Genomic DNA, 25,436 nt, shown 5'->3' with positions numbered 1-25,436 from the left:
TTAGACGTATAGATAATAAAAAGGTGAACAATTAAATGTTCACCTTTTTATTATGTTATACTTTTTTAAAATAGGTTATCCGAAACCATATTGTTTGCCGTTTATCGAATGGCTTGATATTCTTTGATCACCCTTAAATATCTTAACTCATAATCTTCTGGTCCTTGAACAGGAAGTCCAACGGTGATATTTTCTCTAATATATTCTAAGTTCTCAGAGGTGATTATTTCCCCTGGGATTAATATCGGGATACCCGGTGGGTAGACCATAACAAACTCTGCAATAATTCTTCCATCTGATTCTTCAAAAGGTATTGATTCTGTTTCAGCATAAAAAGCATCGCGTGGCGATAAGGCAAGTGTTGGAATTCTTGGGACATGAACAGGGATCGGTTTAATCTCTTTTTTCATCGTTACATGAAGATCTGATAACTTTTGCAACGCCTCAATAAGAATTGATGTTGTTTCTATAGAGTCTCCGACTGTAATGATGCATAAAATATTATAGAGATCTGATAATTCAACTTCAATATTATACTCTTCCCTAAGCCATACTTCTGCATCGTGCCCAGTAATTCCTAAGTTTTTCACTGATATTATCAGTTTCGTAGGGTCTAAATCATACGTTGCTTTTTTCCCTAGAATTTCAGGACCGACACAATAAAACCCTTCAATATTATTGATTTTTTCGCGTGTCTCATTAGCTAAATTAATTACATTCTCAATGAGGTACTCTCCCTCAGTGGCTAATCTCTTTCTCGCTACATCTAATGAAGCAAGAAGTAAATAAGATGTTGAGGTAGTTGTTAGCATGCTAATGATTGATTGAACACGTTTTGGGGAGATTAACCCTTCTTTTATATTAAGGATCGAGCTCTGTGTCATTGATCCTCCTAATTTGTGTACACTGGTTGCCGCCATATCAGCCCCAGCTTGCATTGCTGATAAAGGAAGGCGATCGTGGAAGTGGATATGGACACCATGTGCTTCATCAACTAAGACGGGGACATTATAACTATGAGCAATTTCTACAATCTTTTGTAAGTCAGCAGCAATTCCAAAATATGTTGGGTTAATAACAAGCAACCCTTTGGCATCAGGATGTTTTTCTAATGCTTTCTCAACTGAGTCAGTTGTTATTCCGTGAGAAATCCCTAAATCGTTATCAATTTCCGGGTGAATAAAGATTGGTGTAGCACCAGAAAAGATAATCGCTGACATAATAGATTTATGAACATTCCGAGGTACGATGATTTTATCTCCTGGTCCGCATACACTCATCACCATCGTCATGATGGCACCGCTTGTACCTTGTACAGAAAAAAATGTATGATCCGCTCCAAATGCTTTCGCAGCTAATTCTTGGGCATGCTTAATGATACCATGAGGATGATGTAAGTCATCAAGTGGTCCAATGTTAATTAAATCGATGGATAAAGCATTTTCTCCAATAAAATTTTTGAATTCTGGATCCATGCCATTTCCCTTTTTATGACCTGGAATATGAAATTGAACGGGGTTCTTTTTTGTATGCTCAAGAAGACCCGTAAATAACGGTGTTAATTGTTGTTGATCCGACAAGGTCGTCACCTCATTCACTAAAATTAGACATAAAACAAGATGAGTATATATCAAGAGAATTAAACAATTCAAGAAAAAAATTCGCTATTTTTTAAAATGTTTTATATCCTTGTAGTTATCGGTTAGTGTTACCATGTAAAAAAATTTCATTAATAAAAGGGTTTATACTTTGAAAGGGGATTTGATGTATAGAAATGAATATGCCTATTTCTTTAGATTGGAGTACGGAAGAGGTTGTTGATGTTGTCTCTTTTTATGAAGGGGTTGTTCAAGCATATGAAAAGGGGATAAGAAAGGAAGAAGTGCTAAGATTATATCAACGCTTTAAAGAAATTGTTCCTAGTAAGAGCGAAGAAAAACAGCTATGTGGACAATTTGATAAGGAATCTGGTTATTCGTGTTTTCGAACTGTAAAAAGAGCACGGGAGGCAAAGGAAGGCGAGATGATTAAAATGTGAAAGAGATGGTTTATCCACCTCTTTTACATTTTATTCGAAAGCCATTTTGTATAAAGGTAAAAGTGTTTTGAATGTTTCTCTTGTTTCTTGTAAAAATCTTTCTCCATCTTTTAGGATTGGATCATTTTTTGTGAAATGACGTCCAACAAGGAATTCTGCTTTTTTGACATCACGGAAACGCTCGAGCATTACTTTAAGTTCATCATTTGATAAATTGGAGACTTCATCTGAGTCTTTTTTTGTATGATCCAACGAAATGACATAATTGTCTGGTATTGACTCACTAAAAGAAGAGAAATTTTGTAGAAAGTTCATGGCAATTTCTTTTTTATTCGGTAATTCATAAATAAAGGCCAACCAAACAAAAACATGATCATCAAAAAGACCAACTTGAAAATGAGGATGTTTCTTATAGCCGCGTTTATCATGACAAATGGCTAACCACGTATCTTTTGGAGGATTTACAGTACGTCTTGCATGTTTTGCAATATGTAGAAACATTTCATTCCCCGATACAGCAGCAAGATCTCCGCTTAATTGTTCACCAATGGCTCTGAATTTAGGTTGTATTCGTCCACGAATGGCTTCCATCCGTTCGTCTAACCCTTCAATAAAAAAGGTGTTAAAGTCACTCTCATTAAATCCATTAAAGTCCATTTCACCACTCCCTCACATTCTGTTTGGTCATAGTTTATCATAGTGTCCTTCTTAATTAAAATAACTGTACTTTACTAGAGCAACTTTAAAATAAAAATTTTCTTAAACAGTAGCGTTCTATTGTTGCGTAACATATGTTATAATAAATAAAAACAAAAAATCAGAATATTTAGTTAATAATGTATGGGGTAAAAGAGTATAATAGTAGAACACAGTTGGTTGGCAGGTTTGTGATAGATATAAAAAAATAATAAAGGAGTGTAGGTTACCATGGAACAAGTGATTCAAACTTTTAAAAGAACCGATGGTGAGAAGAGAATCTCCGTTCTTCGTTTAGAAATTGACTATGAATTGGCGACACTACACGATGCAATGTTAGCGGAAGATATTACAGCAATGAACAAGTCCAAACGAAAATTAGAGAAACTCCGACAAGAACTTATTAGATTAGAAGTGTAAACCCAAACGAACCACATAGTGGTTCGTTTTTTCTGCGTTTTTATGGAAAAGAATGAATCTTTTGAATAATTAACTGTAAATAAATAGGTTTTCTTTTCTTTGTAAATATGTTTATGTCATAATAGGAGAAAAGCAGAAGTGCACTTTGATGGAGAAAGGGGTAACTCGATGAAGGACATCGATTGGCAGCATATAGATAGATTAGCAAAACAATGGGTTAAAGAAGCTGGTGGAATCCTTAAGGAGTCGCTTTATCGCAAAATAAAAGTTGAAAGTAAATCAAATCAAGATGATCTTGTAACAGAAATGGATCGTCGGGTAGAGCAATACTTTATTATGAAAATTAAAGAGACCTTTCCTGAACATCTTTTTTTAGGAGAAGAAGGGATAATGGGTGAAGAGATATCATCTGAATCAGGAACAATTTGGATTATTGATCCGATTGATGGGACAACAAATTTTGTACATCAACAATATAACTTTGCCATTTCAGTTGCTGTATATCATGACGGTATAGGAATGATCGGAATTATCTATGATGTAATGAGTGATGAACTTTTTCATGCTATTCGTGGTAATGGAGCTTTCTTGAACGATCAATCGCTCGATAAACTTCAATCCGTCCCTGTTGAAAAGGCAATTCTTGGACTTAATGCCGGCTGGATTGTCGATAATGAAATAAATGAAAAAAATATGTTTGTTCCACTCGTTCGTTCGGTTAGAGCAACTCGGTCATATGGATCAGCAGCAATAGAAATTGCCTTTGTTTCAGCCGGACGTCTTGATGGTTATATAAGTTTGGGGCTTTCTCCTTGGGACTTTGCTGCTGGATTAGTAATATTGCATGAGGTTGGCGGTATTGCTTCAACAATTGATGGTAATCCACTACAACTACTTGAAAAAAACACATTATTTGTAGGAAAACCAGGTTTCCACGAAGAAGTGATATCAAAGTATATTAAAAGGGGTTGATGAATTGTGCGTATAGGCTTTATTGGTCTTGGGACAATGGGGTTACCAATGACAAAAAATACTATTGATGCTGGTTTTGAAACATTTGTTGTAAGTAGAAGTCGTCCGCCAATAGAAGAGGCTATTGCATACGGAGCAAAGGAAGCTTCCTCACCTAAGGAACTTATTGAATTAGTTGATATTGTCCTTACTTGCTTACCATTACCTGATACGATTCTTGACGTCTATGAGGGTGAGTTCGGATTAATTGCAGGTGCGACCAAAGGGAAGATTGTAATTGATCATTCAACAGTGAGTCCACAATTAAATGATAGGGTAAGTAAAGCTCTTCAAGAAAAGGGAGCAGAGTTTATGGATGCCCCAGTAAGCGGTGGACCAATGGGAGCAGTTGCGGGTACACTTACAATTATGTGTGGCGGAGATCATCAAACGTTTGAGAAAGCCTATCCGGTTCTAAAGGCTATGGGCGAGCATGTTATTCATGTAGGACCATTAGGATGTGGCAGTACGGTAAAGCTTATCAATAATTTATTAGTTGGAATACATAATACAGCATTAGCAGAAGCGTTTGTAATCGGTGAAAAAGCAGGGGTGAACCCGGAGGTTTTATATAGTATATTAAAAAACAGTGTCGGACATTCTAAGAGCATTGATTGGGCGATTGATGCTATATTGGATCGACAATTTGAACAAAGATTCAGTATAAATTTACTCCATAAAGACATGACACTGGCTCTTGATTTAGCGAAACGATTAGAGGTTCCGATTGAGGTTGGACCATTAGCTGAAAAGCTGATTGCCGCTGCAAAAGAAAATTATGGTTCAAATGATGTAGCTGCTATAATTCGTCCACTTGAAGAAAAGACTGGAGTCATCGTAAAACGTCGTAAAAATAAAGAGGAATGAATGAATAAAGAAAAGCACAGTCAAACTATAGATGACTGTGCTTTAGTTTTGGGTTGATTCCCGAATTTTCTTTTTTAAGGTGAATCCTGTTCCCATTGCCGCAACGATTCCGAGAATAGCTATACACGTAATAAGTATACTGCGTTCAGCAATTGCAACTCCAATTAACGATATACAAAGTGCAGTAAATGTTGCCAGTGAGATAAAGATGATTTTTTCTTTGCCCATGCGCTCAACTCCTCTATATCATAGTGTAACGGATTTAGACAAAAAGAAAAAGTCCTATGTTCATATTGTTTATCTTTTGTTTATTCTTCTTTTTTATCGAATATATGATATAATATGACAGTTATATTTACAAAGAAAATAATATAAATATTCTCATTAAACGTTTTATTGCACGGTTATCGTGTAATACTGACGATAAATTGAATTCAAGGAGCGAAATAAGTTAATGAAACATCGTGAAGATATAAGAAATATTGCAATTATTGCCCATGTTGACCATGGGAAAACAACATTAGTTGATCAGCTTCTACATCAATCAGGTACATTTCGCAGTAATGAACAAGTAGAAGAAAGAGCAATGGATTCAAATGCCCTTGAAAAAGAACGTGGGATTACGATCCTAGCTAAAAATACAGCTATTAATTACAATGATAATCGTATTAACATTATGGATACACCAGGCCATGCGGACTTTGGTGGTGAAGTTGAACGTATTATGAAAATGGTTGATGGTGTACTTCTAGTTGTCGATGCGTATGAAGGGTGTATGCCACAAACTCGATTTGTGTTAAAGAAAGCTCTTGAACAAAAGTTAACACCAATTGTAGTCGTTAACAAAATTGACCGTGACTTTGCCCGTCCGACAGAGGTTGTGGATGAAGTCATTGATTTATTTATTGATCTTGGTGCAGAAGAAGATCAATTAGAATTTCCAGTTGTATATGCTTCTGCGATAAATGGTACAGCAAGCTTAAATCCAGAAAAACAAGATGAAGATATGACTTCTCTATTTGAAGCCATTATTGAACATATCCCAGCTCCAATTGATAATAGCGATGAACCGTTACAGTTCCAAGTCACATTACTAGACTATAATGATTATCTTGGACGAATTGGAATCGGGCGAGTGTTTCGCGGCACGATGAAGGTAGGACAACAAGTAGCATTAATGAAGTTAGATGGATCAGTGAAACAATTCCGTGTGACGAAATTATTTGGTTTCTTAGGCTTAAAACGTGTAGAAATTGAAGAAGCAAAAGCTGGTGATCTTGTTGCAGTTTCTGGAATGGAAGAGATTAACGTCGGAGAAACAATTTGTCCTATTGAACAACAAGACGCACTACCGATTTTACGTATTGATGAACCGACATTACAAATGACATTCCTTGTGAATAACAGTCCATTTGCAGGTCGTGAAGGAAAGTATATTACGAGCCGTAAAGTTGAAGAACGACTACGTGCACAGTTAGAAACAGATGTTAGTTTACGTGTTGAAAATACCGACTCACCGGATGTATGGGTTGTATCGGGACGTGGTGAACTTCACCTTTCTATTTTAATCGAAAATATGAGACGTGAAGGGTTTGAACTTCAAGTTTCTAAGCCTGAAGTTATTGTTCGTGAAATTGACGGTGTTCGTTGTGAGCCGGTGGAGCGTGTGCAAATTGATGTGCCAGAAGAGCATACTGGTGCAGTAATGGAATCTCTTGGAGCACGTAAAGGTGAAATGTTAAATATGATTAATACTGGAACAGGACAAGTTCGTCTAGAGTTTATGGTTCCAGCACGTGGTTTAATTGGATATTCAACTGAATTCTTAACGCAAACACGTGGCTATGGAATTATTAACCATTCATTTGATAGCTACCAGCCAATGGTTGAAGGAAGAGTTGGCGGAAGACGTCAAGGTGTACTTGTATCAATGGAAACAGGAAAAGCATCACAATATGGAATCATGCAAGTAGAAGACCGCGGCACGATTTTTGTTGAGCCGGGAGCTGAAATCTATGAAGGTATGATTGTTGGTGAACACACTCGTGAGAATGATATTACTGTGAACATCACGAAAGTAAAACAAATGACGAATATGCGATCTGCAAATAAAGATCAAACTGTAACGATGAAAAGACCTAGAATTATGACTCTTGAAGAAGCTCTTGAGTATTTAAATGAAGATGAGTATTGTGAAGTAACTCCAGAATCAATTCGTTTAAGAAAGAAAATTCTTGATAAAAATGAAAGAGAACGAGTTGAAAAGAAAAAGAAATTAGCTAACGCGAGTAAGTGATATGTGATTTGTAAGGGAGGGAAGAAGATTGGATCAGGAAGTAACTGTTAATCCAGAACAACTTTCCACGTTTGCCGCGATGGTAAGAATTGACCAAAATCCTATATTAGGTTACTGGCTGCTTTATGCACTTATTGTCATTTTGTGTATAGTTGTCTACAATCTTGGTTTTGCCAGAAAGTTACCGCTTTTAAAAGCTGCGATCGTCTATATTTGTCTTTTTATCGGTTGTGTTCCTATAACAATCTTTGCGATTGGAATGCCAGTCATTGAGTCATTATTATTAGCAGCCATTGTTTTAGGTGTATATCGATATAAATTAAATCGAACGAGGGAACAGGAAGCTAAGGGGTGATTCGATGAAATTACAAGATGCATTGTATAACTGGCTAACAATTAAGGTTGTTGCTGATGCAAGGCCGGACGACCAAGCCGCAATTGATACGTATAATTTCTTCAATGAAATGCTCACAGTAGATCACAAGGTGGAAAAGCTTGAGGTTGAAAGTGATGATGTGATGTATTATGTCTATTACTGGATTGATGGTCAAATGGATAAGAAGCAATTTCCTCTGGAAATGATTGATTGTTTGCTTGAAGGAATTGAGAGTGAACCTAGGTATAATCAGTAAATAAGAAAAGCCTTCCAATTTTGGAGGGCTTTTTGTTATACTGATTTTTACCAATCATCTTCTTCTTTTTTACTTCTGTATAATTTAAAGTTTCCAGAAGCGATTCTTTCATTTGTTCGTTTTGATATCCGTTCATGGCAAGACTTACACATGTAAGTGTGGATCGGCCGATTTCTAAGTTTTTTTGCAGTTGGACTATAATCTTCAATATTCTCTACTGTATCGCATATCACGCACTTAACTCTCATCTAAACACCTCACATTCATACAATCCTATAGCTATTACATGTTAGTATAACACGTAACCAGCAAAATACAGAACAGTTGTTATCTTACTACATAATTTACGTTTGTGTAATTGTTTGAATTTGATTTTTGGCTCGTGCTTGTGAATTATAAAATTCACAAGCCTTTCAGATTTATCTGAAAGGTTGGAGGTATTGCATGAACTGAAACTGAAAATGTATTTTCAGTTTCAGTTCATGCAATACCTCCATAAAACGAGCCAAAAATCAAATTCAAACAATTACACACTATCTATATAAGTTGGTATATTAATGTATAATTTAATTAAATTAAACAAGTTTTACTTTTATTGAGCGTTTTAGTTTTAAGTTACCATAAAAATAGGTATAGTATAGTTGTGCACGTTAAGGTGAAACTTTTTATAGGAGGTTTACAATTATGGCTAACCAAGTTGAACAAACATTAACTGATGAACTACTACCACTTCTTCAAAAAGAGCGCTTTGTAACACTGGCTACTGTAGATCATGAAACGGGAGCACCAAATGTCAGTGCAATTTCATGGGTCTATGCTCCAAATAAGAACAGTGTTTTATTTTCAGTTGATAACCGATCTCGAATTATTCAAAATATTAATGCGAAATCTGATGTTGTAATCAATGTGATTGGAAATGAATCAACATATTCGATTTCCGGTAAAGCATCCATTAAAGCTGAAAAACTAGAGGGAGTGCCGTTAAAGCTTGCTCTTGTTGAAATTGCTATTACTGAAGTGCGTGATGTCATGTTCTATGGCTCGAAAATTTCTGTAGAGCCTAAGTACGAAAAAACATATGATCCAGAAGCGGCAGCAAAACTTGATAAACAAGTTATGGATGCAATGAAAAAAGCTTAGTCCTTCGACTAAGCTTTTCTTCTATTCTGGCTTTTTTTCATTTTTCTTATTATTAATATCTTCTTTTGCTTGTTTGTTCTGTTGCTTATTTAATTCTTTTTGTTGCTGACCACTAAGTTTATCATCATTAACATCTGTAGGATCATTAGCATCATGTTCTTTTCCTGGAACTATTGGCATCATTCTCCCAACAATTGCAGCTAGTTCGTCCATAATCCCGGCAATTGGCCGGCCATTTTCGATGTCTTTTTGCATCTCTCTGAGTCGTACGTTGACATCAGGATCTGCCACAACAATTGCATTAGCTCCCATTGGATCATCTTTAAAAGCTTCAGCGACTTGGTATTTTATCGCACCGACATCTGAGCGGTCGAGCTTTTCATTCACATCAATCCCTACAACTGCAAAATCACCGATAACTAGGGCAGTAGCATCATCAACGTCAGGAATACCAGTTGCTAAATCAATTAAATGTTTAGCAACTTTATTTCCGTCCCTTTCATTGACATAATTGGGTTCAGAGGCTTGTTCACTTACACGCTGTCCCCTGACATTTTCCTCTGTATTATTTACATTATTATTATCCTGCGCTTGATTCATTTGACAGCCAGCTATAAAAATTAAAAGGATTATATATGTGCAGACTTGAACGTGTTTCACTTTTATCATTCCTTTCATATCAATTATTCATGATTTATTGTTTGTTTCTTCGTCTATCTTTATTCGGTTGAACATACATTTATAGTAAAACATGATTAGTACAAGAGTTGCTTTAATAGCAATTGAAACTTGTTTGCATATCATAGTAGTAACAAAACCTTTATAGTCACTAAACTTTTTTACTACAAATTAGTCGGGAGGCGAGATGTTGAAAAAAATCTACGTCTTAGATACAAATGTATTGCTACAAGATCCGTATTCCTTATTTGCTTTTGAAGATAATGAAGTTGTGATACCTGCAGTTGTTTTAGAAGAGGTAGACTCAAAAAAACGCTATATGGATGAGATTGGTAGGAATGCTAGACAAGTTTCAAAAATGATGGATGGTTTTAGAGGGAAAGGAAAGTTATATGAAGAGGTAGACCTGGAGAATGGAGGAAAGCTAAGAGTAGAATTGAATCATCGCTCTTTTCAGAAACTTCAAGATACATTTGTAGAAAGAACAAATGATAATCGAATATTAGCGGTTGCTTTAAATATTATGCTAGAAGAGAAGGAAAAACCTGATGGTAAACAAGTAATTCTAGTAAGTAAAGACGCTCTTGTAAGGGTCAAAGCAGATGCACTTGGTATTCCAGCAGAAGACCTTTTAAATGATCGTGTTGTTGAATTTGACCATATCTATAAAGGCTATTTAGAGATTTATGCAAACACTGAAGTGTTAAACAAGTTTTATAAAAAAAATGAACTGGCTGTATCTGAGTTAGCAGAACATCCTTTTTATCCACATCAGTTTTTAATCATTAAAGATGCATTAGGTGGATCTGGCTCTGCTGTAGGTAAAGTAGATGCAACGGGAAAATTGATTACACCGTTTGTCTCCGATCAAGAACAAGTGTGGGGGATACGGTCTCGAAATGTACAACAGAAGATGGCTCTAGAATTATTGTTATGTAAAGATATTAATTTTGTGACTCTTGTCGGTAAAGCAGGAACAGGTAAAACATTATTGTCATTAGCAGCAGGTCTTATGCAAACAGAGGATTTAGGAAGATACAAAAAACTGCTTGTCGCAAGACCGGTTGTACCTGTAGGGAAAGATATTGGATTCCTGCCTGGTGAAAAAGAAGAAAAGCTAAGGCCGTGGATGCAACCTATTTATGATAATTTAGAGTATCTATTTAATACAAAAAAACAAGGGGAGCTTGACCGTATTCTTGCAGGGATGGGATCCATTCAAGTTGAGGCATTAACGTATATTCGAGGAAGAAGTATACCAGATCAGTTTATTATTATTGATGAAGCCCAAAATTTAACGAAGCATGAAGTGAAAACAATATTAACAAGGGTAGGAGAAGGGAGTAAAATTGTATTAATGGGAGACCCGCAACAAATTGATCACCCTTATCTAGATGAATATAACAATGGCTTAACTTATGTCGTTGAAAAATTTAAAGACCAGGCTGTTAGTGGACATGTAAAATTAGAAAAGGGAGAACGCTCAGGTCTGGCCCAATTGGCTGCTGATTTACTATAAAAGAAAAAAAGGATGTCTAATAAGTGACAGATATTCTCGATAACTTACAAAATATAGAGGTTACATCACGGATCTTTATATTTTGTGGTTGAGGTGACTGTCACTTTGCTTTTGAGACATCCCATGCAGTTTATTTAATTATAAAGGAGCTAATATGAGTGATGGGATCTGTTTGATTCGACCCATCTCCAAAATAAACATGAACTGGTCCATCTTCTAATAAAGGCTTTCCTTGATTAGAAAAACCTAGTATCATCTCTTTTGCTACTTGAAGTGATACTTCTATCGTGTTCCCGTGTTTTGTTTCAATAATCATTGAAGTAGCATCTGAAAACACCCCGGCATTCTCTAGGAATGGTTTCAAAGGGATACCGAAGGAGCTAGTTAAGATGACTTCTTTTTTTGTCTTTTTCGTCTCGCTTGCACTTGGTGGGATGGCTCCTTCTAGTAGTTCTCGGTCCCAATGTGCTGATACTTCTTTTTTATATTTCGTTAACTCATCTTCTCCCTCTTCTTGCTTCGTAAAGATCGTATCCAAATCAACCTTTCGATCATCAAAAATCCAAACGCCAGGATCGAGTGTTATTGTATGCTCTACCTTACCTTTAATCAGTATAATGTGATCCATATAAAGTCACTTTCCTTTCATTTTGCTCCAATTTCTCATTTTACAATTTAAATTTTACATTAATAATATGTTTTTGTCATAAATGGAAATAACTAAAATAAGAAATTGGTGGGAAAAGAGGGAAGGAAGGTGTAATCGTTGATTTGTTCAGAACAAGAAACACTATTAGAAATGATTGATTTGGCCCTGCCATATACCAAACACGGGAAGGTAGCGACTTATATTCCTGCTTTAGGAGAAGCCGATCCCGATACGCTAGCAGTGTCAATTTACACGACAAACGGGGAATGTTATTCAGCAGGGAATATTAATCAAAAATTTACATTACAAAGTATTTCTAAAGTCATTACATTAGCTCTTGCTTTAATGGATCATGGGGAAGACTATGTTTTTTCAAAAGTGGGGATGGAGCCAACGGGTGATCCTTTTAATTCAATTGCGAAACTTGAAACATTGGTTCCTTCAAAGCCATTAAATCCAATGATTAATGCTGGGGCATTAGCTGTAACGGATATGATTGCCGGAAGTACGGTTGAAGAAAGATTAGGTCGGATTCTTTCGTTTATTCATGAAATGACGAACAACACAAGTATTCATTATTGCGACAAAGTAGCAACATCTGAATACGAAACAGCAGATTTAAATCGTGCCCTATGCTATTTTATGAAACAGCATCGTGTTGTCATTGGTGATGTGGAGCAATTATTGGAACTTTATACAAAACAATGTGCGATTGAAGTCGACTGTAAAGATTTGGCGATAATAGGGTATGTTATTGGAAATGAAGGAGTGAATCCTGACACGAAACGTAGAGTGATACCCATGCAAATAGCTCGTATTGTAAAAACGTTCATGGTGACTTGCGGGATGTATAACGCTTCAGGAGAGTTTGCTATTCGAGTAGGGATCCCTGCAAAAAGCGGTGTGTCAGGGGGGATTCTTGGTGCTGTTCCATATGGTATGGGCATAGGTATATACGGGCCTGCCTTAGATGAGAAGGGCAATAGTATTGGTGGTATGAAATTATTAGAAGGAATTTCCCATCGATTTAATTTGAGTATTTTTTAAGAATTAGAACTATCTGATATTTTCTTGCATTTTTAAATAGATAACGATAATATTAAAGTAATTAATGGCAATTCATTTTTGTAAATGTATCAATATTATGGTAAACTATTTAATAGTCAAACTTAGTATAATGTAGACTATGCAGAAGGAGGGGATAAGTTTGTCTGTGAATGCAGCATCAGAATATACTGAGAAAGCGTACGCCCTTCTTAAAGCGGATGCAGCTAATATCTTAAAATTAATAGAAGTACAAATGGAAAATTTAACAATGCCTCAATGTCCTCTCTATGAAGAAGTATTGGATACGCAAATGTTTGGTCTTTCTAGAGAGATTGATTTTGCAATTCGTTTGCAATTAATCGATGAAGATACTGGGAAACAGTTACTTTCTGAATTAGAGCGGAAACTTGCTGAATTACATGAAGCATCAATGAGAAAATAGAAAGCTTTTATCTTTAAAGCTACTTAGAAAGAGCCTTTAACAATTGTTAAAGGCTCTTTCTTTATTTATTGCGGTTAATAATGAGTGAATTTTCTTGCTCTTTTTTACATTTAATGCTATAAACCTACTAACTATTTAAAAAGGTGGACAATTAATGTTTATTCTTTCACTTATCCTTTATTTTATTACGATCGTACCTCTTACTACGTTTATTCATGAATTAGGACACCTTTTTACGGCACAAATGATGGCGGTGAAAAAGCTTAGATTAACAATTGGTACAGGACCAGTTTTAAAACGTTGGCAGATATATGATTTTCATTTTACGTTACGTCTTTTCTTTTTTATTGGAGGTTATGCCACTACGGATAGTGATAAAGAAATTGGCAGAAAAAGACGAGCTTTCATTGCACTAGGGGGACCATTATTAAATGGGCTTGTTGTATTCGGATTATTACTCCCTGGTTTTGGTACAGGAACAGCTTCCATTACTTACTGGTTTCAGTGGTTTGCACTCTATAATCTATGGGTTTGTGTTGTTAATTTAATTCCATTTCAAAGAGGACATCGACAGTCAGATGGCTATATCGTCTATCAGTCAATTTGGTCAAGAGGTGATTAATAAAAATTAAAAAGTTTTATTAAATAATTTCATAGGCAAATTTTTTAAAAATATTTAGAAAACATGTTATTATGGTGAATATATCTAATTTTAGGTATATGCTTATCTACGTACTAGATAAATCGATGGTTACGGGTTATATTTTATAATTTTAGAAAACCTATAAACATCATCACACTTTAATCAAATAATAGGGGGATTAGTATGAATGGTGTTAACAAAATAAGGAAAGTATTAGTCGCAAATCGTGGTGAAATTGCAATTCGGATCTTTCGTGCATGTAACGAATTACATATCCGCACTGTAGCCATCTATTCCAAAGAGGATACAGGATCTTACCATCGATACAAAGCAGATGAGGCATATCTAGTTGGTGAAGGGAAAAAGCCAATTGATGCTTATCTTGACATCGAAGGAATTATTGAAATTGCTAAGCGTAACGATGTTGATGCAATACATCCTGGGTACGGTTTTCTATCAGAGAATATTCAATTTGCAAGACGTTGTGAGGAAGAAGGAATTATTTTTATTGGTCCAAAAAGTGAACATTTAACGATGTTCGGGGATAAAGTTCAGGCACGTAAACAAGCTGTTCTAGCCAACTTGCCAGTTATTCCAGGGAGTGATGGTCCAGTTACTGGACTTGCTGATGTGGAAGAGTTTGGAAAACAGTACGGATATCCGTTTATTATTAAAGCCTCCCTAGGTGGCGGCGGACGAGGAATGAGAATTGTTCGTTCAGAAGCAGCGTTGGAAGAGGCATACAATCGTGCTAAATCAGAAGCAAAGTCGGCATTTGGTAATGATGAAGTTTATGTTGAAAAGTTTATTGAGAATCCAAAGCATATTGAAGTACAAATTTTGGGTGATCATACGGGTAACATCATCCATCTCTATGAACGTGATTGTTCGGTTCAACGTAGGCATCAAAAAGTTGTCGAAGTGGCACCTAGTGTGTCTCTTTCAAATGACTTACGAGAAAAAATTTGTCAAGCTGCTGTACAGTTAATGGAAAATGTCAACTATATTAACGCCGGTACTGTTGAGTTTCTTGTAACAAATGATGGGGAATTTTACTTTATTGAAGTAAACCCAAGAGTACAGGTGGAACATACAATTACGGAAATGGTTACGGGAGTAGATATTGTCCAAGCCCAAATTCAGATTGCTTCAGGGGCAGAATTACACGGACCTTTATTAAGAATCCCGACACAAGAAAATATACGCACAAATGGTTATGCGATTCAATCTCGTGTAACGACGGAAGATCCGGCAAATAATTTTATGCCTGATACTGGCAAAATTATGGCTTATCGTTCAGGTGGAGGATTTGGTGTTCGTCTTGATGCTGGTAATGGTTTCCAAGGTGCAGTTATCACGCCGTATTATGATTCATTGTTAGTCAAACTATCTACATGGGCGATGTCGTTCGAAGATGCATCTGCAAAAATGCTTCGTAATTTACGAGAATTTCGTATTCGTGGGATTAAAACGAACATTGCATTTTTAGAAAATGTTGTTCAGCATCAAGCGTTTTTATCGGGAGAGTATAATACGTCGTTTATTGACTCAACACCAGAGCTGTTTGTATTCCCAAAACGATATGACCGTGGAACGAAAATGCTATCCTTTATTGGAGAAACCATTATTAATGGATATCCAGGCTTAGAGAAAGTGAAGAAGCCAATTTTTGATAAGCCAATTATACCTAAGGTGAAATATTCAGAGCCAATTCAGGACGGAACAAAACAAATTCTGGATGAGCGAGGTGCTGAAGGTTTAGCAAAGTGGGTCAAAGAACAGAAAAATGTATTATTAACAGATACAACATTTCGTGATGCACATCAATCGTTACTTGCTACAAGAGTACGGACCCATGATTTAAAACAAATTGCCGAGCCGACTGCTAGATTATTACCTAACTTGTTCTCAATGGAAATGTGGGGCGGGGCAACGTTTGATGTAGCGATGCGCTTCTTACATGAAGATCCTTGGGAGCGATTATTAGTATTACGTAATAAAGCACCAAATGTTTTATTCCAAATGTTATTACGTGCATCAAATGCTGTAGGCTATACAAATTATCCGGATAATTTAATTAAAGAATTTGTAGAAAAATCATCGCAAGCCGGAATTGATGTGTTTCGAATCTTTGACAGTTTAAACTGGGTAAAAGGGATGACTCTGGCTATTGATTCTGTACGTGATTCTGGTAAAATTGCTGAAGCTGCAATGTGTTATACAGGCGATATCATGGACCCGACACGGAAGAAGTATGATTTAAATTACTACAAAAATCTTGCCAAAGAATTAGAAGCCTCTGGTGCTCATATTTTAGGCATAAAAGATATGGCTGGACTATTAAAACCTCAAGCAGCCTATGAATTAATTACAACATTAAAAGAAACAATTGACATTCCAATTCACTTGCATACGCACGATACAAGTGGCAACGGACTGTTCATGTATGCAAAAGCTGTTGAAGCAGGAGTAGATATTGTCGATGTTGCTGTAAGTTCTATGGCTGGATTAACTTCGCAACCAAGTGCAAACAGCTTGTATTATGCTTTAAGTGGGTCAGAACGCCAGCCGAATATTGATATACAGTCATTAGAAAAACTTAGTGATTTCTGGGAAGGAACCCGTAAATATTACAGTGGCTTTGAAAGTGGAATGATTGCTCCACATACAGAAGTTTACCAACATGAAATGCCTGGTGGACAGTATAGTAATCTTCAGCAGCAGGCAAAAGCTGTCGGATTAAAAAATCGCTGGGATGAAGTAAAGAAAATGTATCGTCGTGTAAATGACCTATTTGGTGATGTTGTAAAGGTAACGCCATCATCAAAAATTGTCGGAGATATGGCGCTATATATGGTTCAAAATAATCTCACGGAAGATGATATTTACGAAAGAGGCGAAACTTTGGATTTTCCGGATTCAGTTGTCGAGTTTTTCCAGGGGCATTTAGGGCAACCATATCAAGGATTTCCTAAAGAGCTGCAGCAAATCATCTTAAAAGGAAAATCACCAATTATTGATCGTCCTGGTGAAAGCCTTGAGCCAATTAATTTCCATGAGCTTAAAGAAACACTTTATCATACTTTAAATCGTCAGGTGACTAGCTTTGATCTCATCTCGTACGCTTTATATCCAAAGGTTTATATGGATTATGAGAAGTTTAAAGAAAGATTCGGTGATATCTCTGTCCTTGATACACCAACCTTCTTCTATGGTCTACGATTAGGAGAGGAGATTGAAGTTGAAATTGAACAAGGAAAAACGTTAATCGTTAAGCTAGTATCAATTTCTAAGCCACAAGAGGATGGAACAAGAATTGTTTATTTTGAACTTAATGGTCAGCCGCGTGAAGTTCTTATTAAGGATCAAAATGTGAAGACAAATGTTGTTGCCAGACCTAAGGTTGATAAAGGGAATCCAGATCATATTGGAGCTTCAATGCCAGGAACAGTGCTAAAAACTCTTGTAGTTAAAGGTGATCAAGTGAAGAAAGGTGATCATTTAATGATTACAGAAGCGATGAAAATGGAAACTACTGTTCAAGCACCGTTTGATGGGATTGTTAAGGCTATTCATGTTTCAAGTGGGGAAGCAATTCAAACAGGAGACTTATTAATTGAGCTGACAAAATAAGACTGTACAAAAGGGAGCCTATCAGGCTTCCTTTTTCATTGAAAAATAGTTACAAATTTATGAAAAACTAAGGCTGGACGGCTATTTTATGTTAAAGTATGGTAAATTTTTATTGTACTATAGTACAACGTGAAAACATTTTTTATGTCCAATATATTGAGGTTTATACACTGAAACTTTGGGTAAAGTAAAAAAAGAAAAAGGAGTCAATAAAATAAGTCAGAGTTAGGTGATGAGACGACAGGCGATATGCTCTTAGCTATTCATCAATCACTTGAAAAACATAACTGGATGCTTCGATCATTCTTAAAATAAAAATTAATGAGAATAGCATTATTCAAGGATAACGAAAGGACAGATGAAAAACTCTGTCCCTTTCTTTAAATAATATTTTATTTAATGTTAACTCTTGTTGCCAACATAGTTAAATAACTAAGAACACCAAACAAAAGTGAAATTATTAAGGCATGTAAGAGAGATGCGTATAAGTTCATTAATGTAAAGACGACAACAGCGCCACTCATTACTTGCAACGTTACTAGAATAAGAGCTAGAATACTTGTCCAAAAAATAGTATCTTGATTTCTGTAATTTTTAAAAGAGCGGTAAGCTAAATAGAGGATAGCTATAAATAATAGTGCTGCAGCAACCCGGTGTCCAAATTGTACCCCAACTATACCGGTTAATGATGGAATGACTTGACCGTTGCACAGTGGCCAGCCTGAACACGCTAAACTTGAACCTGTATGCCGGACATAAGCCCCTGTATACACGACGATATAGGCGTAAATGATGGTGAAGTATATAAAGTTACGAAACTTTAACGTTATCTTTGGCACTTTCGATTGCATAGGACGGTTTTCCTCAAACAATAGTATAGTTAACAGCAAAACACTGGCAAAAGAAATTAATGAAAAACCAAAGTGTAAAGCGAGAACTGCTGATGATTGTCCCCACATAACAGCTGCTGCACCAAGTAATCCTTGAAAAACAATAAATAAAACTGCAATTACTGCTAAAAACTTAGTTTCTCTTACGTGTGGGATTTTCTTCCATGTAACGATTGCTAGAATAATAACCATGATCCCCAATAAGCCAGACACGGCACGATGACTATATTCAATAACCGTTTCTAGTGTAATTACATCTGGAATCACTTGATCATGACAAAGCGGCCACGACTTACCACAGCCTTCTCCTGACTCTGTTTTCGTAACAAGTGCTCCTTGTAATAAGACAATTAACATTCCAATCGTTGTGATTACTGCGTATAGTTTTACTAATTTACCCATGTGTGTCACCTTTCTCATCCGCTTTTCTCAATAAAATGCACCTAATTCTAAAAAATAACTATCAATACTGTCAATAAAATTAGAATTAATTAATAATAATTCTAATTTTAATACAAAAATTGTGACGTTTGTGTGAACAAATAGTGAACTAATTAAGTGAAAATGGTGAAACCCTTTGTAAATAAAGGGAAATAAATGACAATATATTCATGACAGAAATGCTTGAAATTTATCGAGACTTTGTGGATAATGGTGTATAGTGATTAAGATCATACTTTCACAGTTTTTTCACAAATTTAACAACAAAATTAAAATTAATTATGCTTAAGGTTGGTTTTATTTCTAATTAATAATATAATGTATTTGATAATAATTATAAAAATGATCATGCATATACTTAATTCAGGAGGGTGAGCAATGAACATTTCAATTAGAAAAGGCTTACTTCTTAATACTTTAGTAAACTCTCAAAGGGGGGTGAATGAAAGATGAATAAAATGAATTCGGCATTAGATGCGACAAAGGTTATGGAACCCGGTCCACTATCCGAAGCAAATCCGACAGGGACATGGAGAGATTTCCTTACGTTAACAAAAATCGGAATCGTCATGTCAAATTTAATTACAACGTTTACAGGTATTTATTTAGCTTCTATTTATACAGGCGTAAGTTTACTTGATAACATTGCAGTCGTTATTTTTGCATTGTTAGGAGCTGCTTTGGTTATGGCGGGTGCATGTTGCTTAAATAACTACATTGATCGTGATATAGATCATTTAATGGAGCGTACGAGTACGAGACCTTCAGTAACTGGAAGAATTCCTGCAAATCAAGTATTATGGGTAGGACTTGGACTTTCCGGACTTGGAATGATATTTCTTTTATTAACGACTCCGGTCGCTGCTTTATTTGGAATTATTGGTTTGCTTGTCTATGTAGTGATATATACAATGTGGCTAAAGAGAACGCATTCATTAAATACGATTGTCGGTAGTATCTCTGGTGCTGTACCTCCAGTAATTGGCTGGGCAGCTCTTGATCCAGGATTACATCCTTACGCATGGGGATTATTCTTAATTATGTTCTTGTGGCAACCACCACATTTCCTAGCATTAGCAATGAAACGTTGTGAAGAATACCGTGCAGCTGGAATTCCGATGCTGCCAGTAGTTGCAGGGTTTGAAATGACAAAACGTCAAATGGCTTGGTATGTTGCTGCATTGATTCCAATTTCATTATTATTATATCCATTTGGAATTGTTTATACTGTTATTGCAGCAATTTTAGGATTTGGATGGTTGGCACTTAGTTTTGCTGGCTTCAAAATGAAAGATGATATTAAATGGGCACGACTGATGTTTGTCTATTCGTTAAATTATCTAACGATCATGTTTATATTAATGATAATTGTGCATATTTAAAAACCTTTAAGGGAGCGTTCATACGTACATAACAGACGCTCCCTTAAAGAGGCACAATTTTTAAATACCATATTCATAGTAAATAAGTTACAAAAGAAAGTGAGGTTAAGTGCGAAATGAAAAAGTGGAAACATTTATGGCGCCTCTTACCAATGGCATTCATTCTGTTTGTTTTGTCAGGGTGTGGAGTAGCTAACTTATCTGCACTAGATCCAAAAGGTCCAGTTGCAGAGATGCAATTATCACTAATGACAACAAGTATCTATGTTATGATTTTTGTTATTTTAGTGGTATTCGCAATTTTTGCATATGTATTAATTAAATTCCGAGCAAGACCAGGGGATGAAGACAAAATCCCGAAACAAGTGGCTGGTAACCACAAACTTGAAATCATTTGGACTACAATTCCGATTCTATTATTAATCATTATTGCAGTTCCTACTGTTATGCTGACGTTTGCCCTAGCAGACACAGAGCCTAACGAGGGTGAAGAAGGTCTTAAAGTAAAGGTAACTGGACATCAATTTTGGTGGGAATTTGAATATCCTGAATATGGTGTAACAGTTGGTCAAGACCTGTATATACCTACAGGTACAAAAATTGCTTTTGATCTTGAGTCAAAAGATGTCATTCACTCATTCTGGGTACCTGCATTAGGTGGTAAACAGGATACAGTGCCTGGTATTACAAACACAATGTGGCTAGTTGCTGATGAGCCTGGCGTATATGCTGGTAAATGTGCTGAGCTATGTGGTGCTGCACATGCTTTGATGGACTTTAAGGTGATTGCAGTTGAGCCTGATCAGTTCGAGCAATGGATTACAAGTGTAAGTGAAGCAACAGGCGAGCCTGAAACAGCTGTTGCACAGCAAGGTCGCGAAGTATTTGAAAGTAGTTGTTTAGGTTGTCATGCTGTTGGTGGCGTAGGTGGAAATCCAGCTGCATATGGACCAGATTTAATTAACTTTGGTGATCGTGAAACAATCGCTGGTTATTTAGAGTTTAACGAAGAAAATCTTGAAGCATGGATTCGTAACCCTGAACAATTTAAACAAGGGGCAAAAAATCCAATGCCTGCATTTGATCATCTAAGTGACGAAGATATGAATGCATTAGTTGAATACTTAATGAACTTAAAAATCCGTGAATAGGTCTCGTTTATTCATTGGAAAAAGGAGGTAAAATAAAATTGTCAACACAACACGCTCATAAAAGAAGTGGATTGTGGGATTGGATGACAACGGTTGACCATAAGAAGATTGGGATTATGTACTTAGCTGCAGGAGCATTCTTCTTTTTAGTAGGTGGTCTAGAAGCTGTACTAATGCGTATTCAGCTTATGTACCCTGAATTTACTTTTGTAAGTGGTCAAACCTTTAACCAATTACTAACAATGCACGGTACTACAATGATATTTTTAGCAGCCATGCCATTATTATTCGGGTTTATGAACTTTATTGTCCCACTGCAAATTGGAGCACGTGATGTTGCTTTTCCATTTGTAAATGCATTAGGTTTTTGGTTATTCTTCTTTGGTGGAATTCTTTTAAATGTTAGTTGGTTTGTAGGAGGAGCACCTGAAGCTGGATGGACAGCTTATGTACCGCTTGCCAGTGATGCCTATACAGGCACTGGGGTTGACTATTATGTGTTAGGGTTGCAAATTTCTGGAGCAGGTACGTTAATGGCCGGGATTAACTTCTTAGTTACGATCATTAATATGCGTGCGCCTGGAATGACAATGATGCGTTTACCATTATTTACATGGAGTACGTTTGTCGCATCAGCTTTAATTCTATTTGCATTCCCAGCACTTACTGTTGGTTTATTCCTATTAATGTTTGAACGTCTTTTTGGAGCAAATTACTTTGTTGTTGAAGCGGGTGGTAATGTTGTTATTTGGCAACATTTATTCTGGATCTTTGGGCATCCTGAAGTATATATATTAATCCTTCCTGCTTTTGGTATTATTTCAGAGGTTATTGCAACATTCTCTAGAAAACGTTTATTTGGTTACAGTGCAATGGTATTTGCGACTGTATTAATCGGTTTCTTAGGCTTCATGGTTTGGGCTCACCATATGTTTACAGTTGGTATGGGACCGATTGCTAACGCGATCTTTGGTGTTGCAACAATGGCGATTGCTGTTCCTACTGGGATTAAAATTTTCAACTGGCTCTTTACAATGTGGGGCGGCCAAATTAGATTCACTACTGCTAACCTTTGGGCGATCGGATTTATTCCTACGTTTGTCATGGGTGGAGTGACTGGGGTTATGCTTGCAGCTGCACCTGCAACATACCAGTTCCATGATACGTATTTTGTTGTAGCTCACTTCCATTACGTAATTATTGGTGGGGTTGTCTTTGGTCTTATGGCCGGTGTTTTCTATTGGTGGCCAAAAATGTTCAACCGTCAATTAAATGAAACATTAGGAAAAATCATGTTCTGGACATTCTTTATCGGATTCCACATGACTTTCTTTGTCCAACATTTCCTTGGTGTGCTTGGAATGCAACGTCGTATTTTCACATACCTAGATGGTCAAGGTTTTAATGAAATGAACTTTATTAGTACAATTGGGGCATTCTTAATGTCAATTGGTACAATTGTATTCTTAATTAACGTTGTTATTACGTTAAGAGCTGAACGTGCTGTGCAAGATCCTTGGGATGGGCGTACACTTGAATGGTCAATTCCAACTCCTGTACCGGAGTATAACTTTGCTAAGACTCCTACTGTACGTGGACTTGACGCATTCTGGCTTGAAAAACGTTCTGGAAATAAGGAAATGCCTTCTGATGAAGAATTAGGTGATATTCATATGCCTTCAGCATCAATTTTACCGTTTATTATGTCTTTAGGTTTGTTTGTTGCTGCATTTGGATTAATTTACCATACGTATTGGATTGCAATCGTTGGTTTCGTAACTTTATTTGGTTGTATGTTTATCCGTTCTGTAAAAGAGGATCATGGTTATCATATACCAGTAGATGAAATAGCTAGTAAGGAGGCGAAATAACATGGCACATGTAAATCATAGTGGCGCGCTTCCGGCACACCCTGAAAAAGCTACTTTAGAAGGTAAAAATAAGTTTTTAGGATTTTGGTTTTTCTTAGGGGGAGAAACTGTCCTATTCGCAAGTCTATTTGGGACGTATCTTGGGCTTAAAAATGGTACAAATAATGGACCAGGACCACAAGATTTGTTTCACTGGGAAATTGTTTTTATAGCTACAATGCTTTTATTAACAAGTAGTTTAACAAGTGTGCTAGCGATGATTGCGATGAAACGTAATCAATTCAAAGCAATGCTTGCATGGCTGGGAGTAACAGTACTTCTTGGACTTGGATTCTTGGGTTTAGAGATTTATGAGTTTTATGACTATGTTCATAAAGGCTTAGGATTTACAACAAGTGCGTTTGGTTCTGGTTTCTATACTTTGGTTGGGTTCCACGGGGCGCACGTTGCCTTTGGTGTTTCATGGATTACGTTATTGATGATCCGTTACCGTAATACAGGATTAACATTAACAAATGCACCTAAATTTTATTTAGCAAGTTTGTACTGGCACTTTATTGATGTTGTTTGGGTGTTTATCTTTACAGTAGTTTATCTAATGGGAATCGGAGGTTAATGCTATGGAACAAAAACATACTGAAGCTTCTGAGATCGAAAACAAGATTCTTTATAAGCGTGAAATGAAGCATCAGCTTGTATCATTCGGGTTGATGATCTTCCTAACAATTATTGCGTTTATGGCCGTTGTAAGTGAAGTTGTTACAGCGACATTTGCTCTACCTTTTATCTTAATACTTGCAGTTATTCAAGTATTATTGCAACTGTATTATTTTATGCATTTAAACCAAAAGGGTCATACATGGCCAAGTATTATGATTTGGTCTGGTATTATAATTGCGATACCTACTGTAGCATCATTAATGTTATTACTAGGTATTGTAAAATACTAATCAAAACATATGAGTTTCAATGTAAGTTTTTAAGGAATTACACCTAGAATAGTATTAGATGCCCTTCATATTATTGTAGGGCATCTAAATCTATGTAGCTGTTGAAAGGAGGAAAGAATTGTGGGGAATGAATCGATGGCAAATAATCATGTACATGTGGTGGCAAGTTTTTCAGAGTTATGGAGTCCTGGTTGGATTCTATTTTCAGTGTTCCTGCTTTTATCGTATCTAATGATAATAACGAAGTACAGAGATCGATTTGCTGATGCTGAACCTGTTCCAATGACGAAAATACTATTATTTAGCATTGGGGTTATATTGTTATATATAGCAAAAGGAAGTCCATTAAGCTACTATGGACATCATTATTTATTTAGTGCACATATGACACAGATGTCGATTGCTTATTTAATTGTTCCGCCATTATTTCTTTATGGTTTACCTTCATGGGTAATCAGACCGATCGTGAATTATGAGTTGATTAAAAAACCATTTGAGTTTTTTACAAAACCACTGATTGCGATCATTCTATTTAATGGTTTATTTTCAATTTACCATTATCCATTTGTATTTAATGCAATTATGTCGAGTCCTGTATTACATGTAGTTGTCCATATAATATTAATGTTTGCGGCATTTATTATGTGGTGGCCAATCCTCTGTCCATTACCAGAACAAGAAACACTTACACCGTTGAAAAAAGTGGGCTATATCTTTGCTGATGGCGTGTTACTTACTCCGGCATGTGCATTGATTATTTTCGCTGGTACAGTATTATATGATCCTTACTTATCAGCACCCCAACTAATATCTGCTCTTCCTATCATTGAAGATCAACAGCTAGGTGGAGTAATTATGAAGATTGTTCAGGAAATTGTATATGGTTCAATCCTTGCTTATATTTTCGTTGGTTGGTTTAAGCGTGAGCGAAAAGAGGAAGATATGGAATACGAAAGAATTTCAAATCATACTGAGCCAAAGACGATCTAATACGAAATAAAAAGGAAGACCGAAATGATGTATTGCATCTTTCGGTCTTC

At 36.2% G+C, this 25,436-nt stretch carries 26 protein-coding genes and 1 pseudogene; 20 read left to right on the top strand and 7 right to left on the bottom strand.

Annotation, left to right across the window (positions count from 1 at the left end; genetic code table 11):
- Positions 1 to 101: 101 nt before the first annotated feature.
- Entirely contained in the window at positions 102 to 1,580 is a 1,479-nt protein-coding gene (locus ACJ2A9_RS09300) for an aminotransferase class I/II-fold pyridoxal phosphate-dependent enzyme (protein ID WP_441421360.1), read from the bottom strand.
- 188 nt (positions 1,581 to 1,768) lie between these two features.
- On the opposite strand from ACJ2A9_RS09300, the gene ACJ2A9_RS09295 reads away from it, so the two are divergent.
- Complete coding sequence (locus tag ACJ2A9_RS09295; protein ID WP_441421463.1) at positions 1,769 to 2,038, top strand: UPF0223 family protein; 270 nt, start codon at positions 1,769 to 1,771, stop codon at positions 2,036 to 2,038.
- A gap of 30 nt (positions 2,039 to 2,068) precedes the next feature.
- Here ACJ2A9_RS09295 and ACJ2A9_RS09290 read toward each other — a convergent pair whose 3' ends face one another.
- Positions 2,069 to 2,695: a YktB family protein gene (locus tag ACJ2A9_RS09290; RefSeq protein ID WP_441421359.1), complete on the bottom strand. Its 627-nt coding sequence runs from the start codon at positions 2,693 to 2,695 to the stop codon at positions 2,069 to 2,071.
- A gap of 270 nt (positions 2,696 to 2,965) precedes the next feature.
- On the opposite strand from ACJ2A9_RS09290, the gene ACJ2A9_RS09285 reads away from it, so the two are divergent.
- The 3 genes from ACJ2A9_RS09285 to ACJ2A9_RS09275 all read left to right on the top strand — a co-directional run bounded on the left by ACJ2A9_RS09285 (position 2,966) and on the right by ACJ2A9_RS09275 (position 5,032).
- On the top strand, positions 2,966 to 3,154 hold the full coding sequence (locus ACJ2A9_RS09285) for a hypothetical protein (protein ID WP_441421358.1): 189 nt from the start codon (positions 2,966 to 2,968) through the stop codon (positions 3,152 to 3,154).
- A 168-nt stretch (positions 3,155 to 3,322) separates the two neighbouring features.
- The gene (locus ACJ2A9_RS09280; RefSeq protein WP_441421357.1) at positions 3,323 to 4,126 is read left to right on the top strand and encodes an inositol monophosphatase family protein; all 804 of its coding nucleotides are present in this window, start codon (positions 3,323 to 3,325) and stop codon (positions 4,124 to 4,126) included.
- A gap of 6 nt (positions 4,127 to 4,132) precedes the next feature.
- A complete protein-coding gene (locus tag ACJ2A9_RS09275; RefSeq protein ID WP_441421356.1) occupies positions 4,133 to 5,032 on the top strand; it encodes an NAD(P)-dependent oxidoreductase in 900 nt (299 codons plus the stop codon).
- 42 nt (positions 5,033 to 5,074) lie between these two features.
- Here the strand turns inward: ACJ2A9_RS09275 and ACJ2A9_RS09270 are convergent, their stop codons facing one another.
- A complete protein-coding gene (locus tag ACJ2A9_RS09270; RefSeq protein WP_441421355.1) occupies positions 5,075 to 5,260 on the bottom strand; it encodes a DUF5325 family protein in 186 nt (61 codons plus the stop codon).
- 226 nt (positions 5,261 to 5,486) lie between these two features.
- On the opposite strand from ACJ2A9_RS09270, the gene typA reads away from it, so the two are divergent.
- The 3 genes from typA to ACJ2A9_RS09255 all read left to right on the top strand — a co-directional run bounded on the left by typA (position 5,487) and on the right by ACJ2A9_RS09255 (position 7,960).
- Positions 5,487 to 7,328, top strand: coding sequence for a translational GTPase TypA (gene typA / locus ACJ2A9_RS09265; protein ID WP_441421354.1), 1,842 nt, complete (start codon positions 5,487 to 5,489; stop codon positions 7,326 to 7,328).
- Between the two features lie 79 nt (positions 7,329 to 7,407).
- On the top strand, positions 7,408 to 7,683 hold the full coding sequence (locus ACJ2A9_RS09260) for a YlaH-like family protein (RefSeq protein WP_441421462.1): 276 nt from the start codon (positions 7,408 to 7,410) through the stop codon (positions 7,681 to 7,683).
- 4 nt (positions 7,684 to 7,687) lie between these two features.
- Entirely contained in the window at positions 7,688 to 7,960 is a 273-nt protein-coding gene (locus ACJ2A9_RS09255; protein ID WP_441421353.1) for a hypothetical protein, read from the top strand.
- A 47-nt stretch (positions 7,961 to 8,007) separates the two neighbouring features.
- On the opposite strand, the gene ACJ2A9_RS09250 is transcribed toward ACJ2A9_RS09255, so the two are convergent.
- Positions 8,008 to 8,208, bottom strand: a complete 201-nt coding sequence (locus tag ACJ2A9_RS09250) for a YlaI family protein (protein WP_441421352.1) — start codon at positions 8,206 to 8,208, stop codon at positions 8,008 to 8,010.
- A gap of 436 nt (positions 8,209 to 8,644) precedes the next feature.
- Here ACJ2A9_RS09250 and ACJ2A9_RS09245 point away from each other — a divergent pair, with 436 nt between their 5' ends.
- On the top strand, positions 8,645 to 9,100 hold the full coding sequence (locus ACJ2A9_RS09245) for a pyridoxamine 5'-phosphate oxidase family protein (RefSeq protein ID WP_441421351.1): 456 nt from the start codon (positions 8,645 to 8,647) through the stop codon (positions 9,098 to 9,100).
- 21 nt (positions 9,101 to 9,121) lie between these two features.
- Here ACJ2A9_RS09245 and ACJ2A9_RS09240 read toward each other — a convergent pair whose 3' ends face one another.
- Positions 9,122 to 9,700 (bottom strand): YhcN/YlaJ family sporulation lipoprotein, encoded by a 579-nt coding sequence (locus tag ACJ2A9_RS09240; protein WP_441421350.1) that lies wholly within the window; start codon positions 9,698 to 9,700, stop codon positions 9,122 to 9,124.
- Between the two features lie 268 nt (positions 9,701 to 9,968).
- Between ACJ2A9_RS09240 and ACJ2A9_RS09235 the strand changes: the two genes are divergently transcribed.
- Positions 9,969 to 11,297, top strand: a complete 1,329-nt coding sequence (locus ACJ2A9_RS09235; protein WP_441421349.1) for a PhoH family protein — start codon at positions 9,969 to 9,971, stop codon at positions 11,295 to 11,297.
- A gap of 130 nt (positions 11,298 to 11,427) precedes the next feature.
- Here the strand turns inward: ACJ2A9_RS09235 and ACJ2A9_RS09230 are convergent, their stop codons facing one another.
- Entirely contained in the window at positions 11,428 to 11,925 is a 498-nt protein-coding gene (locus ACJ2A9_RS09230; RefSeq protein WP_441421348.1) for a peptidyl-prolyl cis-trans isomerase, read from the bottom strand.
- 138 nt (positions 11,926 to 12,063) lie between these two features.
- Here ACJ2A9_RS09230 and glsA point away from each other — a divergent pair, with 138 nt between their 5' ends.
- The 5 genes and pseudogenes from glsA to ACJ2A9_RS09205 all read left to right on the top strand — a co-directional run.
- Positions 12,064 to 12,993, top strand: a complete 930-nt coding sequence (gene glsA, locus ACJ2A9_RS09225) for a glutaminase A (RefSeq protein ID WP_441421347.1) — start codon at positions 12,064 to 12,066, stop codon at positions 12,991 to 12,993.
- Between the two features lie 139 nt (positions 12,994 to 13,132).
- Positions 13,133 to 13,435: a YlaN family protein gene (locus ACJ2A9_RS09220; protein ID WP_441421346.1), complete on the top strand. Its 303-nt coding sequence runs from the start codon at positions 13,133 to 13,135 to the stop codon at positions 13,433 to 13,435.
- Positions 13,436 to 13,589: 154 nt separating this feature from the next.
- Entirely contained in the window at positions 13,590 to 14,057 is a 468-nt protein-coding gene (locus tag ACJ2A9_RS09215) for a site-2 protease family protein (RefSeq protein ID WP_441421345.1), read from the top strand.
- A 204-nt stretch (positions 14,058 to 14,261) separates the two neighbouring features.
- Positions 14,262 to 17,711, top strand: coding sequence for a pyruvate carboxylase (gene pyc / locus ACJ2A9_RS09210; RefSeq protein WP_441421344.1), 3,450 nt, complete (start codon positions 14,262 to 14,264; stop codon positions 17,709 to 17,711).
- Positions 17,712 to 17,933: 222 nt separating this feature from the next.
- Positions 17,934 to 18,026, top strand: a pseudogene (locus ACJ2A9_RS09205) (DNA starvation/stationary phase protection protein); the annotation flags it as partial.
- 77 nt (positions 18,027 to 18,103) lie between these two features.
- Here the strand turns inward: ACJ2A9_RS09205 and ACJ2A9_RS09200 are convergent.
- A complete protein-coding gene (locus ACJ2A9_RS09200; protein ID WP_441421343.1) occupies positions 18,104 to 19,003 on the bottom strand; it encodes a COX15/CtaA family protein in 900 nt (299 codons plus the stop codon).
- 488 nt (positions 19,004 to 19,491) lie between these two features.
- Between ACJ2A9_RS09200 and cyoE the strand changes: the two genes are divergently transcribed.
- From cyoE to ACJ2A9_RS09170, 6 genes are all read left to right on the top strand, one after another.
- Positions 19,492 to 20,424 carry a heme o synthase gene (gene cyoE / locus ACJ2A9_RS09195; RefSeq protein ID WP_441421342.1) on the top strand — a complete coding sequence of 311 codons (933 nt, stop codon included), beginning with the start codon at positions 19,492 to 19,494 and terminating at the stop codon, positions 20,422 to 20,424.
- Between the two features lie 116 nt (positions 20,425 to 20,540).
- The gene (gene coxB, locus ACJ2A9_RS09190; RefSeq protein ID WP_441421341.1) at positions 20,541 to 21,575 is read left to right on the top strand and encodes a cytochrome c oxidase subunit II; all 1,035 of its coding nucleotides are present in this window, start codon (positions 20,541 to 20,543) and stop codon (positions 21,573 to 21,575) included.
- A gap of 83 nt (positions 21,576 to 21,658) precedes the next feature.
- Positions 21,659 to 23,446 (top strand): cytochrome c oxidase subunit I, encoded by a 1,788-nt coding sequence (gene ctaD, locus ACJ2A9_RS09185; protein WP_441421461.1) that lies wholly within the window; start codon positions 21,659 to 21,661, stop codon positions 23,444 to 23,446.
- A 1-nt stretch (position 23,447) separates the two neighbouring features.
- A complete protein-coding gene (locus tag ACJ2A9_RS09180) occupies positions 23,448 to 24,062 on the top strand; it encodes a cytochrome c oxidase subunit 3 (protein ID WP_441421340.1) in 615 nt (204 codons plus the stop codon).
- 4 nt (positions 24,063 to 24,066) lie between these two features.
- Positions 24,067 to 24,396, top strand: coding sequence for a cytochrome C oxidase subunit IV family protein (locus tag ACJ2A9_RS09175; protein ID WP_441421339.1), 330 nt, complete (start codon positions 24,067 to 24,069; stop codon positions 24,394 to 24,396).
- Positions 24,397 to 24,516: 120 nt separating this feature from the next.
- Complete coding sequence (locus ACJ2A9_RS09170; RefSeq protein WP_441421338.1) at positions 24,517 to 25,386, top strand: cytochrome c oxidase assembly protein; 870 nt, start codon at positions 24,517 to 24,519, stop codon at positions 25,384 to 25,386.
- The last annotated feature ends 50 nt before the right edge of the window (positions 25,387 to 25,436 follow it).

This window comes from Anaerobacillus sp. MEB173 (assembly GCF_052119505.1).
Lineage (GTDB): Bacteria > Bacillota > Bacilli > Bacillales > JBJMAU01 > JBJMAU01.
The sequence above is the reverse complement of the archived record's forward strand: the minus strand, read 5'-3'. Positions and strand labels throughout refer to the sequence as shown.

Excerpts from the sequence above, each read along its gene's own strand:
- ACJ2A9_RS09290 (WP_441421359.1), bottom strand. The coding sequence starts at position 2,695 with ATGGACTTTAATGGATTTAATGAGAGTGACTTTAACACCTTTTTTATT.
- ACJ2A9_RS09285 (WP_441421358.1), top strand. The coding sequence starts at position 2,966 with ATGGAACAAGTGATTCAAACTTTTAAAAGAACCGATGGTGAGAAGAGA.
- ACJ2A9_RS09280 (WP_441421357.1), top strand. The coding sequence starts at position 3,323 with ATGAAGGACATCGATTGGCAGCATATAGATAGATTAGCAAAACAATGG.
- ACJ2A9_RS09270 (WP_441421355.1), bottom strand. The coding sequence starts at position 5,260 with ATGGGCAAAGAAAAAATCATCTTTATCTCACTGGCAACATTTACTGCA.
- typA (WP_441421354.1), top strand. The coding sequence starts at position 5,487 with ATGAAACATCGTGAAGATATAAGAAATATTGCAATTATTGCCCATGTT.
- ACJ2A9_RS09260 (WP_441421462.1), top strand. The coding sequence starts at position 7,408 with ATGGTAAGAATTGACCAAAATCCTATATTAGGTTACTGGCTGCTTTAT.
- ACJ2A9_RS09255 (WP_441421353.1), top strand. The coding sequence starts at position 7,688 with ATGAAATTACAAGATGCATTGTATAACTGGCTAACAATTAAGGTTGTT.
- ACJ2A9_RS09250 (WP_441421352.1), bottom strand. The coding sequence starts at position 8,208 with ATGAGAGTTAAGTGCGTGATATGCGATACAGTAGAGAATATTGAAGAT.
- ACJ2A9_RS09245 (WP_441421351.1), top strand. The coding sequence starts at position 8,645 with ATGGCTAACCAAGTTGAACAAACATTAACTGATGAACTACTACCACTT.
- ACJ2A9_RS09240 (WP_441421350.1), bottom strand. The coding sequence starts at position 9,700 with ATGAATCAAGCGCAGGATAATAATAATGTAAATAATACAGAGGAAAAT.
- ACJ2A9_RS09230 (WP_441421348.1), bottom strand. The coding sequence starts at position 11,925 with ATGGATCACATTATACTGATTAAAGGTAAGGTAGAGCATACAATAACA.
- ACJ2A9_RS09220 (WP_441421346.1), top strand. The coding sequence starts at position 13,133 with ATGCAGAAGGAGGGGATAAGTTTGTCTGTGAATGCAGCATCAGAATAT.
- ACJ2A9_RS09215 (WP_441421345.1), top strand. The coding sequence starts at position 13,590 with ATGTTTATTCTTTCACTTATCCTTTATTTTATTACGATCGTACCTCTT.
- pyc (WP_441421344.1), top strand. The coding sequence starts at position 14,262 with ATGAATGGTGTTAACAAAATAAGGAAAGTATTAGTCGCAAATCGTGGT.
- ACJ2A9_RS09200 (WP_441421343.1), bottom strand. The coding sequence starts at position 19,003 with ATGGGTAAATTAGTAAAACTATACGCAGTAATCACAACGATTGGAATG.
- cyoE (WP_441421342.1), top strand. The coding sequence starts at position 19,492 with ATGAATAAAATGAATTCGGCATTAGATGCGACAAAGGTTATGGAACCC.
- coxB (WP_441421341.1), top strand. The coding sequence starts at position 20,541 with ATGAAAAAGTGGAAACATTTATGGCGCCTCTTACCAATGGCATTCATT.
- ctaD (WP_441421461.1), top strand. The coding sequence starts at position 21,659 with ATGACAACGGTTGACCATAAGAAGATTGGGATTATGTACTTAGCTGCA.
- ACJ2A9_RS09180 (WP_441421340.1), top strand. The coding sequence starts at position 23,448 with ATGGCACATGTAAATCATAGTGGCGCGCTTCCGGCACACCCTGAAAAA.
- ACJ2A9_RS09175 (WP_441421339.1), top strand. The coding sequence starts at position 24,067 with ATGGAACAAAAACATACTGAAGCTTCTGAGATCGAAAACAAGATTCTT.